General features: G+C 31.6%; 15 protein-coding genes. 3 read left to right on the top strand and 12 right to left on the bottom strand.

All coding sequences use genetic code 11. The features are described 5' to 3' along the window. Window positions 1-90: 90 nt before the first annotated feature. Both cstB and cstA read right to left on the bottom strand, forming a co-directional pair. Window positions 91-1425: a persulfide dioxygenase-sulfurtransferase CstB gene (gene cstB / locus LQ622_RS14045; RefSeq protein ID WP_044291623.1), complete on the bottom strand. Its 1335-nt coding sequence runs from the start codon at window positions 1423-1425 to the stop codon at window positions 91-93. 28 nt (window positions 1426-1453) lie between these two features. After that, complete coding sequence (cstA, locus tag LQ622_RS14040) at window positions 1454-2521, bottom strand: persulfide response sulfurtransferase CstA (RefSeq protein WP_044291621.1); 1068 nt, start codon at window positions 2519-2521, stop codon at window positions 1454-1456. A 137-nt stretch (window positions 2522-2658) separates the two neighbouring features. Here cstA and cstR point away from each other — a divergent pair, with 137 nt between their 5' ends. Then, window positions 2659-2919: a persulfide-sensing transcriptional repressor CstR gene (gene cstR / locus LQ622_RS14035; RefSeq protein ID WP_012816717.1), complete on the top strand. Its 261-nt coding sequence runs from the start codon at window positions 2659-2661 to the stop codon at window positions 2917-2919. After that, a complete protein-coding gene (locus LQ622_RS14030; RefSeq protein ID WP_044291618.1) occupies window positions 2919-3674 on the top strand; it encodes a sulfite exporter TauE/SafE family protein in 756 nt (251 codons plus the stop codon). Before cstR ends, LQ622_RS14030 begins: the two co-directional genes overlap by 1 nt. Before the next feature lie 555 nt (window positions 3675-4229). Here the strand turns inward: LQ622_RS14030 and LQ622_RS14025 are convergent. The 4 genes from LQ622_RS14025 to LQ622_RS14010 all read right to left on the bottom strand — a co-directional run bounded on the left by LQ622_RS14025 (window position 4230) and on the right by LQ622_RS14010 (window position 9339). Further along, window positions 4230-4775: a YdhK family protein gene (locus LQ622_RS14025; protein WP_044291616.1), complete on the bottom strand. Its 546-nt coding sequence runs from the start codon at window positions 4773-4775 to the stop codon at window positions 4230-4232. A gap of 17 nt (window positions 4776-4792) precedes the next feature. Continuing rightward, window positions 4793-6862, bottom strand: coding sequence for a heavy metal translocating P-type ATPase (locus LQ622_RS14020; protein ID WP_204189343.1), 2070 nt, complete (start codon window positions 6860-6862; stop codon window positions 4793-4795). A 641-nt stretch (window positions 6863-7503) separates the two neighbouring features. After that, window positions 7504-7944: an antibiotic biosynthesis monooxygenase family protein gene (locus tag LQ622_RS14015; protein ID WP_232174662.1), complete on the bottom strand. Its 441-nt coding sequence runs from the start codon at window positions 7942-7944 to the stop codon at window positions 7504-7506. Between the two features lie 21 nt (window positions 7945-7965). Then, window positions 7966-9339, bottom strand: a complete 1374-nt coding sequence (locus LQ622_RS14010) for a cryptochrome/photolyase family protein (RefSeq protein WP_159315760.1) — start codon at window positions 9337-9339, stop codon at window positions 7966-7968. Window positions 9340-9522: 183 nt separating this feature from the next. On the opposite strand from LQ622_RS14010, the gene LQ622_RS14005 reads away from it, so the two are divergent. Beyond that, window positions 9523-9948 (top strand): pyridoxamine 5'-phosphate oxidase family protein, encoded by a 426-nt coding sequence (locus LQ622_RS14005; RefSeq protein ID WP_016911010.1) that lies wholly within the window; start codon window positions 9523-9525, stop codon window positions 9946-9948. Between the two features lie 50 nt (window positions 9949-9998). On the opposite strand, the gene LQ622_RS14000 is transcribed toward LQ622_RS14005, so the two are convergent. The 6 genes from LQ622_RS14000 to LQ622_RS13975 all read right to left on the bottom strand — a co-directional run bounded on the left by LQ622_RS14000 (window position 9999) and on the right by LQ622_RS13975 (window position 16021). Beyond that, window positions 9999-11504: a phytoene desaturase family protein gene (locus tag LQ622_RS14000; protein WP_107537106.1), complete on the bottom strand. Its 1506-nt coding sequence runs from the start codon at window positions 11502-11504 to the stop codon at window positions 9999-10001. Then, the gene (locus tag LQ622_RS13995; protein ID WP_016911008.1) at window positions 11501-12382 is read right to left on the bottom strand and encodes a phytoene/squalene synthase family protein; all 882 of its coding nucleotides are present in this window, start codon (window positions 12380-12382) and stop codon (window positions 11501-11503) included. Before LQ622_RS13995 ends, LQ622_RS14000 begins: the two co-directional genes overlap by 4 nt. A gap of 59 nt (window positions 12383-12441) precedes the next feature. Then, entirely contained in the window at window positions 12442-13485 is a 1044-nt protein-coding gene (locus LQ622_RS13990) for a glycosyltransferase family 2 protein (protein ID WP_016911007.1), read from the bottom strand. 66 nt (window positions 13486-13551) lie between these two features. Then, the gene (locus tag LQ622_RS13985; protein WP_016911006.1) at window positions 13552-15042 is read right to left on the bottom strand and encodes a phytoene desaturase family protein; all 1491 of its coding nucleotides are present in this window, start codon (window positions 15040-15042) and stop codon (window positions 13552-13554) included. After that, window positions 15043-15516, bottom strand: coding sequence for a glycosyl-4,4'-diaponeurosporenoate acyltransferase CrtO family protein (locus LQ622_RS13980; protein ID WP_016911005.1), 474 nt, complete (start codon window positions 15514-15516; stop codon window positions 15043-15045). Between the two features lie 4 nt (window positions 15517-15520). Next, entirely contained in the window at window positions 15521-16021 is a 501-nt protein-coding gene (locus LQ622_RS13975) for a TspO/MBR family protein (protein ID WP_016911004.1), read from the bottom strand. Window positions 16022-16049: the final 28 nt, after the last annotated feature.

Here is a 16049-nt window from a genome sequence, read left to right as displayed (position 1 = left end):
AAATTAAAAAAAATAAAAAAAAAAATTAATTTTTTTCGCCCCCAAAAAAAAAAAACTTTTGGGCCCCAACTACATTTCCACATCTTTAAATTATTTTAATGATTCTGGGAAATCTTGATAGCCTTCTCTAATATTCACGACATTTTCATAGCCTTTGCTTTCTAATATACCCACTGCTATTGAACTTCTAACACCTGACTGACAATGTACATATATTTTATCTTCTTTATTAAATGGAATATTTTCATTTAATAATTTACCATGCGGAATATTGACTGCTTGATCTAAGTGCCCATTATTCCACTCTTCATCATTACGTACGTCAAGTATATATTCTTCTTTACCAGTCATATCAACGCTATGGATGGATTGGGTTAAAATTTCTGATTTTGGTAAACGATAACCTGCTACTTTATCAAAGCCAATTAATTGTAAAGTATGTGTTGCTTGCTCAACGGTAGATTTATCACCAATTAAATCTATACTTTTTTCATAGTCTAAATACCAACCGATTTGGTTAATGAAGTTTTTGTTGTATGGAATATTGATTGTTCCTACAGTATGACCGCCATGAAAGGCTTCTTTACTACGAAGATCAAAGGCTATTCTTACATTATCTAAACTAGGGTAAACGTTGTATGGTTGATACATGCTCATACCAAACTGATTAATTTTTTTCATCTGTGCAAAGTGATGGGGTGGCGCTGGTTGATTTGATGTTAATTGTTCAACAAATTTAGATTCATCTGTCACATTAAATGCCCAGTTATTTATTTTTTCGTAACCTAGCGTAGACATTGGTATGGCACCTAATGCTTTACCACATGGGCTTCCAGCACCGTGTCCAGGCCATATTTGAATATAATCTGGTAAATCTTTAATACCTTCTATAGATTGATACATCTGTTTTGCTCCAATCTCTGTAGTACCTTCCATTTGTACTGATTTTTCTAGTAAATCAGGTCTACCGATATCACCAACAAAAATAAAGTCACCACTAAATAAACCCATTGGAACACTTGAGCCGCCACCTTCATCCGTGAGTAAGAAACTAATACTCTCTGGGGTATGACCAGGTGTATGCAAGACTTCTAATTTAATATTACCTACTTGAATAATATCTTGATTTTTAACAAAATTTGTATGTTCCGGCATATTTTTATAACTTAATTGATCATCACCTTCGCCAGATACATATATATTGGCGTTTAAACGTGCTGCCACGTCTCGAATTCCAGAAGCAAAATCAGCGTGAATATGTGTTTCTGCAGCTTGTGTAATTTTAAAACCTTCGCTATCTGCAACTTCCATATATTTTGTTAAATCACGAACAGGATCAATTATTATTGCCTCTCCTGTACGTTGACAGCCAACTAAATAAGATGCTTGAGATAAATGATTATCGTAAAATTGTTTGAAAAACATGGTAAAACTCCTTTTTTAATAGATTTAATTAGATGAATAAATTATGATTCGCATTTTCCGTATCACCAATATAAGTACCTACGCCACCGTACTCAACTTCGTCTCTGAGCTCTTCCTTCTGAATTCCCATAACATCCATACTCATCGTGCAAGCGATTAATTTGATATCTTGTTCGATAGCTTGATTGATAAGCGATGGTAATGAATCAACATTTTTCTTCTTCATTACGTAGCGCATCATTATATTACCTAAACCAAACATATTCATTTTAGAAAGTGGCATGCGTACAGATGTTTTGGGCAACATCAAATCAAACATTTTTGCAATGCCTTTCTTTTTAACGTTAACTGTTTGCCCTTTTTTCAACGCGTTAAGTCCCCAAAAAGTAAAGAAGATAGTTACATCTCTTCCTGCAGCCTTAGCGCCATTCGCAATAATCATTGCTGCCACTGCTTTATCTAACTCTCCACTAAATAGTACAATTGTCGTACCTTTAGCAGTATGATTCACTTGTAAGTCTTTTGGTTTTTCTTTTTGAATGATAGCATTAATTCCATTATTACTTTCATCCAATTCAACTAACGTATGTCCTGTTTGTTTCACCCAGCTTTTAATGTCGCTAAGGAAACCAGGGTCAGTCACTGTAACTTCAATTTGCTCGCCTACTTCAATATTTTTCATTTCTTTACTGATATTTACAATTGGCCCTGGACATTGAAGACCACTATAGTTAAGTTGTTTACGCTCTGCTTTAATTTCTACATTTGTATTTTTTTCTAATGTATTATTATCTTCGTTTTTTTCTTCATATGCTTTATAGCCACCGTCTAAATTAACAATATCGTAGCCTTGTTCAGCTAAATACTCGCTCGCTTTAGTACTTCTGGTACCACTTTTACAGTGAATATAATAGGTTTTGTTTTTATCTTTATTGAACGATTCAATCTTATCTACAGGATGTAATGTCGCACCATTTATGTGTGCTAGTTCATATTCTTCTTCTGTTCTTACGTCAATCAGTTGACCTTGTGCACCTAATTTCTCTAATTCTTGTTTACTAAATTTGTTGATATGCTTTTCGTTATATTGTTTCATAATACCCTCCTTATAAATACCTATAGGGGTATATTAACTGATTGTTTATAGCATGTCAAATACCCAATGGGGTATTTGACATTTTTGGCTCTATCTATTATTATGACTTTATTCAATTAAAAGTGGAGGAAATAACTATGCATTATGATAAAAAAATGATTAATCGTATTAATAGAATACAAGGTCAACTCAATGGCGTTATTAAAATGATGGAAGAAGAAAAAGATTGTAAAGATGTCATTACTCAAATCAGTGCATCAAAAAGTTCAATCCAACGTTTGATGGGGATTATCATTAGTGAAAATTTAATAGAATGTGTAAAGACAGCAGAGGATAATGGTGAAAATTCTGAAGAATTGATTAATGAAGCCGTTAACTTATTGGTAAAAAGTAAATAATGGATATTTCAAATGTTATTATGATGTTACTTATTGGGGTATTCGGAGGCTTTATTTCGGGTCTAGTAGGTATCGGTGGTGCTATCATTATTTATCCAGCTATTTTATTATTACCGCCACTATTTGGTGTTCCTGCATACAGTGCATACATCGCTTCAGGACTTACTTCAAGTCAAGTCTTTTTCAGTACTTTAAGTGGGTCATTAAAAGCGCGAAAAAAAACCGAATTCTCCCCAACATTAGTTATTTATATGAGTGGAGGTATGATTACAGGGAGCTTGTTAGGCGCACTCCTAGCAAATTTATTTAATGCTGAATTTGTAAATGCAATATATATTATCATTGCTTTAATCGCATTAATTTTAATGTTTATTAACGTAAAACCGAATTTAAATCAGTCTTCCTTTAACAAACCATTATTAGTTATGGTTGGTCTTTTCGTTGGTATCATTTCAGGTATAGTTGGCGCAGGCGGCGCTTTTATTATTATTCCTATATTGCTAGTTTTATTCAAATTACCAATGAATACGGTAGTTGCTAATAGTATAGTAATTGCTTTTATATCTTCAATTGGCGCCTTTATCATTAAACTTATACAAGGTTACATTCCTTTAGAAGATGCGTTATTTTTAATAATAGGGAGTATTATTTTCGCTCCGTTAGGTTTAAAATTAGGTAAAAAGGTCCCTAGTTTTGTACAAAAGTGGATCATCAGTATTTTAATCATTGTTGCAATTATTCAACTTATCTTTTAATCAATGAAATTTGTCAGGCAACTCCTGATATTTATAATTATACACACTAAAAATTAGGTATTAGTATCACAAAATAGCATTCAATAACTATGGATATCGTAAAGGGGTTAGAAAAGAGAAACATAAAATCAATAATAAAGAATTCGATTATTCAAAAGACCTTTGTGACATTGTATCAAAAAAACAAAAAGCCTATCATTATCTATTTAAATCTTAGTGATAAAGTACAAGAATTAAATCGCTTTACAAGTGTCATGTTTATTATCTTTATATTATTTAACCTAAACTGAAAATCCACCCAATTAATCTTTAAATTGGGTGGATTTTCAGGATTATTTATTATATGGCTCTGCGTATCGGTTAATGATGCGGTTTTTAATTATATAATTTCAATTAATAAGGTAATGAACAGTTTTTTGATAAATGTTATTCTTCTAAAATTCTTTTTAATTTACACACTAAAAAATATCCTCCTTAACAATAATAAGTTATTTAAATTATTGATTAAGGAGGATATTTTTATATCTATTTATTTCTCAATTTAGAACTAGATTTTTATCGTGCTTTCAGCTCATTTCCTGTCATCCATTTATGATTTTTAATGATTTTACCATTATCTTTGGATTTGTAATCAACTACGTAAACAGTAGTCTTTTTCACGTTATCTATATTGGCTGTAGCACCTTTCATACCAGACATATGACTTGCTTCTAATTTAACAGTATCGCCCTTACTAAATCCATCTTTAGGTGCATCTTTAATCTCTTCGTTTACGACCCATTTATGATTGTTTACTTTTTCATTTCCATTTGTGGGTTTATAACTTACAACATAGGCATATGTTTTATACGCACCTTTTACAGTAGCTTCTGCACCTTTCATATCTGGCATATGCCCTGCTGTAATCGTTACTTTATCTCCCACTTTAAATTCACCCTCATTAGTCGATTTCATATCTTCTGGAACTTTACTTTCATCATTATGCTTCATATGGCTCTCACTTTTTTGGTCATTAGTGTCTTTATCTTTTTCATCATTATTGGAGCAAGCTGATAATATTAGTAATGATCCTAATATCATAAAAAATAATTTTTTAATCATAATAAAACTCCTATCTTTTATTTTAATTTTAATTTTAATGTAAAGGCATTAATTGCAACAATAACCGTACTTAGTGACATTAAAATAGCACCTATTGCAGGTGATAAAATCAAGCCGATAAATGCTAAAATACCAGCTGCTAAAGGTACAGCAACAATATTATAACCTGCACCCCACCATAAGTTTTGCACCATTTTTCTCATAGTATTATTTGAAAGGGTCAAGAAATGAATAATATCTGATGGATTACTTTTAACAAGTATGATATCACCTGAATCGACTGCAACATCGGTTCCTGCACCAATTGCAATACCAATATCGGCTCTTATAAGACTCGGCGCATCGTTGATACCGTCTCCGACCATCATGACTTTATTACCGTCACTTTGATAATCTTTTATAATGCTTTCCTTATCTTCTGGCATGAGTTGTGCGTGGACATCACTAATACCTAATTCTTTTGCGACAGCGTGTGCCACTTCATTAATGTCACCTGTAAGCATGACTGGTGTAATATTTCTTGATAGTAAATCAGCTACCATTTGTTTTGAGCTTTCTTTAATTTGATCTCCTTGAGCAATCATGCCAATGACTTGTTGATCCTCAATTAAATAGCTGATTGAATTACCTTGTTGAGCTAATTTAGTAAACAAGTCATCGTCATAATTAAGTTTATGTTTATCAAGATAAGAGACATTTGTTATTTTATATGTTTTATTATCAATTAGACCTTCTAATCCGACACCTGGAATATTATTAACGTCTTGTGGATTAGTAAATGAAACATTTTTACTTTTCGCAAAATCAACAATACTTATAGCTAATGGGTGATTAGATTGACTTTCTAATGAGGCGAAAAGGCTTAATATTGTATCATTACTCAAATCATTTTTAAAGCTCTCATAATGATTCACAGAAAAGTTACCCTCAGTTAAAGTACCAGTTTTATCCATCATTACATAATCGATATGTTGAGCTATTTCTACAGACTCTCTATTTTTAATAATTAAACCATTATGTGCACCAATTGAAGTAGAACGTGCAGTGACTAAAGGTATTGCCAAGCCTAAAGCATGTGGACAAGCAATGACTAACACAGTTACAAGACGTTCTAATGCAAAATCAACATCATTTTGAATGAGCATCCAGACAATAAAAGAAATCACGCCAACACTTACAGCAAAGTAGAATAAATAACCTGCTACTTTATCAGATAACAATTCAGCACTAGATTTATCACTTTGTGCTTGATTAACAAGTCCCATAACTTGAGAAAGATATCCATCTTCTCCCACAGCTGTAACCTTGAGTTGTATTGTTCCAGACCCATTAATAGAACCCCCGATGACGTTGTCATTTTGATTTTTTTGTACTTTTTTAGATTCTCCAGTGACTAGGGATTCATCTATAGATGTTTGTCCTTGAACGATAATACCATCTGTTGGAATGCTTTCTCCGGCTTTTACTTCGACGATATCATCAGTCATGATGTCTGATATTTTAACTTCTTCGCGTTGGCCATTATCCATAACTTTAATAGCACTATTAGGTAACAGTTCTGCCATTTTCTTTAAAGCATCTCCAGCATTTCCGACAGCATTCATTTCTATCCAATGTCCTAATAGCATAATTAAAATTAAGGTTGCTAATTCCCAAAAAAAGTCCATTGTATGACCAGTTGCACTACTAAAGTTATTCATATAAAAAGCATACAAGCTATAAATATAAGCTACTGAGATACCTAGGGTAACTAAGGTCATCATGCCTGGTTTTTTTGTAGCAATTTCATCTTTACCACCAGACAAGAACGGTTTACCACCATAAAAGAATAAAATTGTACTTAATATTAACACTACCCATTCAGAACCTGGAAATGTGAATTGAAAAGGTAAGTTAACACCCATCAGTGGCGATAAAAGAATGATAGGTATTGCAAAAATTAATGAAACAAAAAACTTAACTTTAAAATTTCCATGATGATGTGCATGGCCACTATGATGATGATGTGAGGCATGATTATCATGATGCATTTGATTGGAATGATTCATGTGATTTTGATGATTATGCTCTTCACCATTATTATTCAAATTAACCCCTCCTAATGAAAATGTTATAGTAAAGCTACTTATACTATAACATATACCCACCCAGGGTATAAATGTTTTCGATTTATCTAGTTTTATGGATTTATATAATTCCGAAACTTATGTCTACACGTCCTACATTAGACCTTGTCATCGATATTTAAAACAATGTTTTAATTAAAAGATCTAATCTTAACTATCGCATGACAATACACTCTGACCAAGGTTATCATTACCAAAACAAGTCATATATTAATATTCTTAAAGAAAATAATGCATTTCAGAGTATGTCTAGAAAAGCAAATTGTCTAGATAATTATTTAAAGAAGCCAGTAAATGAATTTATAATAAACTCATTTACTGGCCATTTTTCTAGTATTTATGCTCAGTCTCTTCAAACTATATTAATCCTTTTTTGATTCTCAAATTCTACGCCACAATAGCTGCATTTTATTAAAGATACTATATATTCAATCAATTTCAAAGCGAGTTACATACAACCTATTTTTTAGTTTTATTTGTGATATGTCTCCCCTTATCAGTGATTTTGCTAAAATTTTTATATCACTTAAAAAATAGGCAAGTTAGTATTTAAATAACTCGCCTATATGTTTGCAGAAATATCATTTAATTCAAAAATTATGTTATTTAAATTCTAAACTAATATTAAATGATAGATTTCTGTTTACAATAGATTTATCAGCACCTTGCTTGGTTCCTCTATTTTTATGGGATGCTTTATATTCCTGAGACTCTTGCCAATGTTTGTAAGCTGCTTCGTCTTGCCAAAACGTAATGATAACATGATGTTCATGTGTACTATGTGGCTTTAGAAATAATAGATTTTCAAACCCTTCAGTATTCTCTAGATGTTTATCTCTATTTAAGAACACACGCTCGAAGTCTGCCTCTAAACCAGGATTAGCATATAAATGGTTTAAAACTGCATAACCATATTGTGGCAAATCATTAATTTGTTCTAATATAGTATAGTGATATGTCACATTAAATCTATTAATAGTTACCTCATTATTATTTTTGTCTAAATAAATACGATGTATTTCATTTATCAACAAATGAATCACTCCTTTTTATTGGATGATATGTCAAAATTGCTTAAATTTATCCATAACATAATCTCTACTATTTTTATGATTCACGATAGTCTGTGGATAATCTTTTCCAATTTCAATATGATAAATTTCTTGTAACTTGTCTTTATATTTAGTTGGATCATGAATGTATTTACTGCTCACATCATTAAATATTTCTAGCTGTGTTTTAATAAAATACCCTTGCGCATCAAAACGCTCACTTTGACGTATAGGATTAAACATTCTGAAATAAGGCACTGCATCTGTTCCAGTTGATGCTGACCACTGCCATCCATGTACATTAGATGCATTATCATAATCTATCAAATACTGTCTAAAGTACTCCTCCCCCCAAGTCCAATCAATAAATAAATTTTTCGTTAAAAATTGTGATACGACCATTCGTAAGCGATTATGCATATATCCTGTACGATTCAGCTTCTTCATTGCAGCATCAACCATTGGGTATCCAGTTTGACCTTTTTTCCATACTTCAAAATGTGTTTTATTATACGACCATCGCATGTTTCGATATTTTTCAGAAAAAGATTTAGTTGCCGTTTCTGGATACTGTGTCATTAACACATAATAAAATTCACGGAATAGAACCTCTCTTATAAAAGCTTCATAATTTTTTTCATCGCTCTCATAATCTTCAAGTAAATCATTTATAATTTCACGAATATCGAGTAGTCCATATGCTAAATATTTACCTAATCCACTTACAAAATCCTGCGACACATCGTCAGTCAATTTATCATAATGAGCTATGTCACCATTAAAAAAATCATCCCAAGCTTTACGCGCTAACTTTTCTATATCTTTATTATTTTCAAATTTTAAGTCACTTTGATTTGAACCCTTTTCCGCAATTTGAGACAACTGCTTAAATTGATAACTTTTTTTAGGGGTGTGTACTAAGTCCTGACGATTTGCTTTATAAAAACTAGTAAATACTTTATAAGGCTGTTGCTGTTTATTAAAAGTCTTTGTTGGCTCAAAATAATGATTCACGCGCTGTCCAATTACTGTAACTTGGTGATTTTCAAAAGCCTTTTTTACATGAGGATAGTCATATATTTCTTTGTGATAACTCATAATATCTTTTGCTACTAATACGTGAGATAACGCCAATGTTTCTGCTAATTCACCTAGCTTTTCATATGTGACAATATAAGGTTGTATATCATGCTTATCTAAAGCATTTACAAATCCTTTTACAACTTTATGGTAATAGTCACGTTTTACTTCTGATGCGTCAGTTAAATCTTCTAAAGGTAAAATAAAATACAATTTATTTATCTCATTTTGATGCTTCACTATATATTGAAAAATTGGATTATCTTTCGTTCTAAAAACTCTGTTAAGTATGACTCCTAAATGCATTTTATTGCCTCCCAGCTTGTTTCATACAAATTCACTTTATAATTGTCCTTTAACTTAAGATTGTGTTTTCAATCATATACCCGTTTTAACTTTTGTATAATTCACTAAAAAATAAAATAAATTTTAATACCTTACATATTATAGGCAACTTCAGGGTATATTATTATCAGAGGTGATTAAATTATGAATAACGAACAATTACAAAATGAAATTGAAAATATATTAAATACATCAAAAATAGGTGTCCTATCTACTGCACATAACAATACACCTAATAGTAGATACATGGTATTTTATAATGATGGACACACACTTTATACTAAGACAAGCATTGAGTCTAAAAAAATTGCTGAATTTAAAGATAATCCCAAAGCTCATGTACTTATAGGTTACGATGAAACGAATAATCGTAGTTTTCTAGAAATTGATGCTAATGTTGAAATACTGAAAGATCAAGAGACTATTGATTGGATTTGGAACAAACAAGATAAGTCCTTTTTTGACTCTAAGGATGATCCAAACTTGTGTGTAATTAAAGTAATACCAAAATCCATAAAAATTATGAACGATAAAAAATTAGACACACCACAAACCATTACGTTCGATTAGTTAAAAAGGCGCTTAAAATCACTTTATCAAAAAGTGATTTTAAGCGTTTTTTATATACCATTATTAATATCTTCTAACATAGCATCAACTGTAATTTTAGCACTCGTCAGTACAATTGGCACTCCTGCCCCTGGATGAACACTAGCTCCAGCAAAATACAAATTTTTGTAATCTCTGCTCACATTAGGCGGTCTGTAATAGTTACTTTGCGCTAAAGTAGGCATTAAACCAAAGGCTGCTCCAAATTTAGCATTATAATCTCCTTCAAAATCCTTAGGCGTATAAATAATTTCTGTCACAACTTGCTTTTTCAAATCTTTTAACGCTTTAATCGTAGAAAGCTTATTGTAAATAATATCTTTCACCTTTGTGATGGTTGACTCATCAGACCAATCCGTATCACCTGTTTTCAATTCTGAAACGGGCATCAGTACATAAATACCTGTTTGACCTTCTGGCGCTAACGACTGATCTTCCACACTAGGAGCGTATAAATATATTGATGGATCTTGGGATATTTCCCCGGAAAATATTTCATTGATATTATTATCAAAATCCTTTGAAAATATAACATTATGTAACAAGATATCTTCAGATAAATCTTTATCAACCCCTATGTACATTAAAAAGGCTGAGCAAGAATAGTCCATATTATCAATTTTCTGTGTCGTATACTTCTTAGGATGATGTTCATTTTTAATTAAAGATGAAGTAGCATATGGAAAATCAGCAGTACAAATTATTTTGTCATACTTTTCTATACGTCCATTTACTTTTAGACCTTCCGCACGCTTATACCTGCTATCAATGATTATTTCTTCAACATTTGCGTTTGTATAAATTTGAGTACTCAATTCTTCATTTAGTGTTTGAAGTGCTTTAACAAAGCTATACATACCACCTTTTATAAAATGAACACCAAACATCAACTCTATCATAGGTATAATTGAATACAATGAGGGACTTCGTTTAGGATCGATACCTATATATAATGTTTGAAATGCTAAGATTTTTTGAATTTTTTCATTATCAACATATTTTTCAATTAAATTATCTGCTTTATCAAAAGTTTTAAGTTTTATACCTTGATATATTGTAAAAGGATTATAAAAGTCTGTAGGCTTCCTAAACGTACGTTCTAGAAAATATTTTCGTGCTATTTCGTACCTTTCGTATATATCTGTTAAAAAGGACATAAAACCATGTGTAGAGTTAGGTTCAATACTTTCGAGCATTTCTCTTAATTGAGCAAGATCTGTAGGAACGCGAATTTGATCTGTTTCACTAAAATAAACATCATATATATGTGCTAATTGTTTAATTTCTAAGTAATCATTCATATTTTTTTTTGCATAATTAAAAACATCTCGATAAATCTCAGGCATCATTACAATAGTTGGTCCCATATCAAATGTAAAACCATCTTGCTTAATTTGATTCATCCTGCCGCCTATCTGTTGGTTTTTTTCATATAAATCTACTTGGTGACCGTTTGCTGCTAATCTTGAAGCTGCAGCTAACCCTGAAACACCACCGCCTATAACCGCAATTTTCATAAAGGTTCACTCCTATTATATTTCTCACTGATTTCACGATAAATCTTCATTTTTTTCAATTTACTCACATATACTTTCTTATGCAAGCTATAGTTTGATTTTCTAACTTCCTCAAGTATTTCAAGATAGGCAGTCGCAGCTAGTTCGATAATGTAACGTACCTCTGTATCAAAATAATTGATACCATTTAATGCAATATCATATAAACTAACTGCCTTTAAAGCATAACTTTCCCATAGTTGAATATAATTTGACGTAATGCCTTCATGATATACAGATTGCAAATCAACTTGACATTCAACTAACTTTTCTGCACTAAGGTAAATTCTTCCATTTTGAAAATCTTCACCAACATCTCTTAAAATATTAGTTATTTGCAGTGCCTTACCTAAAGCAATCGCAGCTTCTTTAGCTTGCTCAAAACTATTTTTATTTGATGAAGCTAATATAGGAGTTAACAATTCACCGACAGTACCTGCAACACCATAGCAATAATCGTATAAATCTGAATCCGTTTGGATTACTTTTAAATCTAAATCTTCTTTCACATATTGAATAAGAGATTCAAAAGGCTTTTTAGGTATTGTATATGTATCCAAAGTGTTACTTAAAGCATTCATAATAGCTTTATCACTTTGATACGCTTGAATATAATCATAATCACTATAAATCATATCTAAATCTCTAGCTATGCTGTCTAGTTGCTCAAGGTCTTTGTATTTATCAATACTGTCATCAATAATTCTACAAACTGCATAAATTGCCCAAATTGCTTTTTTCCTTTTTATATCCAAAAAATCAAAGGCATATGAAAACGTTTTCGAATGTGTTTTCATTATATTATGACAGTGGTTATAATCTCTCTCTAGTTGATTCATTTATTGGCCTCCTCAATATGCCTAGAACTGCTGCTTGGGACTAATATAAAAAACTTAAGTTATAAATCTATTCTACGGCCTTTCCAATGTATACGTTTAAATACATTTATATCTAGCCATGATTTAAAAAATATTACGACAAAGCATGTAAAAAGCAGTGGATGACATAAACTCGCAACGAGATTAAAATTTCCTGTTCTTCGAATAAATATATGAAACTGTATAGCATAAATAAAATATAAAGTAATAGCTAATAATATATATAATAAACTTAAATTAATTGAAAAAAGCACTGCTAAAATTGATTCAAGTGAACCAAATAACCATAAAAATACAAACATAAGTGTAGATGTTTTAGTTATTTGAGAGCCAAGTGCAAAGTGTTTACTCCACCCTTCTAATAGAGCTTTATATCCTTGAGGATACATTCTAAAATTGACCACACCTTGACCTTCATGCAAATTCACTGGCAAATCATATTCATGATATGCCTTACTTATTGCAAAACCTTCAATGATATGGTTTTTAGCTTTCAAATGTCCTTGTGTCAATTTATAATCTTGCTTATTTGTCACAAGGACGGGTCCAAACGCGCCTTGCTCATTATTTGCTGATTTCGTGATTGAAAATTGATTCATACCTACGATTGTCATTAAATTAAAAATCGCCGATATATTTTCATATAGCTTTTTTATCTTGTGATAAGGTTGTATTGATAACAAACCTTTACCACCTTGTAAATCATATTGATTGGCTATATTTTGAATACTATCATCACAAGTAAACTGAACATCAGCATCAACAAACATCAATAAATCATGCGTTGCATATTTGCTACCTTGCCAACAAGCATGTGACTTACCTTGCCATGTAGTATCATTTTCAACAGTATATACGCTCGCACCATAATATCTAGCAACAACTTGTGTCTCATCAGTTGAACCATCATCCATAACAATTACTTCTATTTCTTGCTCTTTACTTATACTGTTAAGTAATTTAGGTAAGTTCTCCGCTTCATTTCTAGCAGGTACAATAACACTGACGGCTGTCTGACCTCTTTCTTTTCCGGAGTTATTTATAATCGCTCGACGCGCATACATACACATTCCACTTATTAGTGATAGTATCGTCAATACTACTGCTATTATATAAAGTATCATTCAGCCTCAACTACTTTCTCCATTAATAATAGCTTCTGCTACTTGCATACCACTCAAAGTGACCATAGGCATACCAGGGCCAGGATTTACAGAACCACCTACAAAGTACAAATTTTTGAAGTACTGACTTTTTTTAGGAAACTTGAAACCTTTATTTTTCTTCTTATTAGAAACTACGCCATATATAGCTCCTTTATTAGAATTGTATGTATTTTCAATGTCATGTGGCGTCCATATATCTTCATATACAATGTGCCTTCTCAAATCTTTTAAGCCCATAGACTCTAATTTATTCAATATACGTTCTCGGAATTGCAGATATTCTGCTTCACTAAATGACTTATTCTGAATGTATGGTATGTGTGGCAATATTTTTATATTCTCGTGTCCTTCTGGCGCCTGTGTCTTATCTGTTTTATTTGTATTCACTACATAAATAGTCGGATCTTCAGGCAAAACATACTGGTGAAAAACTTGATCATAATTAACTTTAGAATTACTTGAAAAGAAAAAGTTATGATGTTGAAGCTCTGGATAACTTTTGTCCACACCAAGATGCATGACATAACCTGAACTAGCTGGCTCAAATTTACGTTCCAATTTGTTTATTTGATTTGCATCAAAATTCAATAAATATTTATAAACAGGGATTACTTCCATATTAGATATAATGTAATCTGCATATATTTCCTCATTACTTTCTATTGTAATCCCTGTCACCTTATTTTGACTATTATAATTGATACGTTTTACAGGGGTGTTAAAATGTATGCCCACACCTAATTTTCTCGCTAATTGTTCCATCGCTTCCGCTAAATTATGAATGCCACCATCTACGTACCACAAACCTTCCTCATGTTGCATTTGAGGTAATAAACTCAATACAGCCGGAGCATCATAAGATGAAGAGCCTACATATTTTATGAAATAACCTAGCATTTCTCTTAAATATGGGTTATCCACCCTTTTATTAATGGCTTGTTGCATTGTATGAAAATAATCGAATTGCTTTAAAGCTGAAAACGTACCATGATAACGAATAATTGCAAACATCGTATCTAATCCCTTATCAAAGTAGCTTTTTTCAGCAACTTGATGTATCTTTTGTGCGTAACTAAAAAACGAAGAAAGTTGCTCTATATCTTTATTTGTTAACGATTCATTATTTGTTAACATATCTTCCATGGATTCATATAAATCTAAAATTTGGCCATCTGGATAAACGTTTCTAATCTGTAAACTTAACTTACGAATACTAACATAATCTTCTAGCCTTTCATCACATCGTTGAAATAAGCGTTGAAATACTTTAGGCATGGTTAAAATTGATGGACCGAGATCAAATCCATAGTCATCTATGTCCAACCTATTTACCTTTCCACCGATATGCTTATTTTGTTCATATAAATCCACTTGATAGCCTGCTTGAGCCATACAAATTGCGCTAGCAATCCCACCCAAGCCACCTCCTATGACAACCACTTTCTTATTTCCCATTTAATCACCTTTTCTTTTTTGTAATTTATTATAAATACGTATTAACTTAGGGCGATTATAGCGCTGAACAATCATACAAGGCACATTAGCTATAATGACATATACGAAATTAATAATTTTAACGCTTTTTGACGCTTTAAAAAACACAATAACAGGAAATATGGATAGCAAATGAACCATCTCTGCACGTCTAGTTTCTAATATAAAACGCTGTATATCATTCATATTTTTAGATATATCGAAAGTCGCTTTACTACTGATATTAGGGTTAAGATTTTGACCGTCTGGCAAATGATCTTTCCAATATTGCACTTTAACTAATTGTTGCCATAATTGACCCTCTTGTTCAAAATTCCAACTTCGAAAATACTTATTATCTTTTTCTAAGAACTTATAACTAATACGAATACCAAGTTGAGCTATAATCATTTGAACTATAAACCAATATAGCGCAATATATATAATCTTTTTCATCAATTTAATTCTCAGATTTCTCTGTATAGCTTGGGTTATCTTTATTTAAATACCAATTACCAGCTGTTAAATAAGTAGCAAAAGCGCTCCAAAGCATATATGGAACTAGTAAAATGCCAGCAACTTTTTTTACATTGAAAAATTTCACAATTGTTGTAACTACTGCGCCCAGTAATACAACACTCTCTATCAACGCACTAAAGCGTAATTTATATTTGAAGTATAATATCGACCATAGATAATTCAGGCTTAATTGCGTGTAATAAGCACCTTTCAAATCCTTACTAGTAGATTTATTAGTCACTAATGCATAAGCTACGCCCATCGTTGTATAAAGTATTGGCCACACAATTGGAAAGACATAGCCGGGTGGTGAAAAAGGTGGTCTAACATTATTTTTATAATCTTTTCTCGCGTTTTTTACTGCAAATTTACCCATAAATTTACCACCGATAATTGGTGTTATCACTTTTATGATGGTTTTTATTGTTTCAATTACATTCATAATTATTCTCCTTTTTTAACGTACTTTG

The organism is Mammaliicoccus sp. N-M50 (assembly GCF_022386995.1).
Classification (GTDB): domain Bacteria; phylum Bacillota; class Bacilli; order Staphylococcales; family Staphylococcaceae; genus Mammaliicoccus; species Mammaliicoccus sciuri_A.
The sequence above is the reverse complement of the archived record's forward strand: the minus strand, read 5'-3'. Positions and strand labels throughout refer to the sequence as shown.

Excerpts from the sequence above, each read along its gene's own strand:
- cstB (WP_044291623.1), bottom strand. The coding sequence starts at position 1,425 with ATGTTTTTCAAACAATTTTACGATAATCATTTATCTCAAGCATCTTAT.
- cstA (WP_044291621.1), bottom strand. The coding sequence starts at position 2,521 with ATGAAACAATATAACGAAAAGCATATCAACAAATTTAGTAAACAAGAA.
- cstR (WP_012816717.1), top strand. The coding sequence starts at position 2,659 with ATGCATTATGATAAAAAAATGATTAATCGTATTAATAGAATACAAGGT.
- LQ622_RS14030 (WP_044291618.1), top strand. The coding sequence starts at position 2,919 with ATGGATATTTCAAATGTTATTATGATGTTACTTATTGGGGTATTCGGA.
- LQ622_RS14025 (WP_044291616.1), bottom strand. The coding sequence starts at position 4,775 with ATGATTAAAAAATTATTTTTTATGATATTAGGATCATTACTAATATTA.
- LQ622_RS14010 (WP_159315760.1), bottom strand. The coding sequence starts at position 9,339 with ATGCATTTAGGAGTCATACTTAACAGAGTTTTTAGAACGAAAGATAAT.
- LQ622_RS14005 (WP_016911010.1), top strand. The coding sequence starts at position 9,523 with ATGAATAACGAACAATTACAAAATGAAATTGAAAATATATTAAATACA.
- LQ622_RS14000 (WP_107537106.1), bottom strand. The coding sequence starts at position 11,504 with ATGAAAATTGCGGTTATAGGCGGTGGTGTTTCAGGGTTAGCTGCAGCT.
- LQ622_RS13995 (WP_016911008.1), bottom strand. The coding sequence starts at position 12,382 with ATGAATCAACTAGAGAGAGATTATAACCACTGTCATAATATAATGAAA.
- LQ622_RS13990 (WP_016911007.1), bottom strand. The coding sequence starts at position 13,485 with ATGTATGCGCGTCGAGCGATTATAAATAACTCCGGAAAAGAAAGAGGT.
- LQ622_RS13985 (WP_016911006.1), bottom strand. The coding sequence starts at position 15,042 with ATGGGAAATAAGAAAGTGGTTGTCATAGGAGGTGGCTTGGGTGGGATT.
- LQ622_RS13980 (WP_016911005.1), bottom strand. The coding sequence starts at position 15,516 with ATGAAAAAGATTATATATATTGCGCTATATTGGTTTATAGTTCAAATG.
- LQ622_RS13975 (WP_016911004.1), bottom strand. The coding sequence starts at position 16,021 with ATGAATGTAATTGAAACAATAAAAACCATCATAAAAGTGATAACACCA.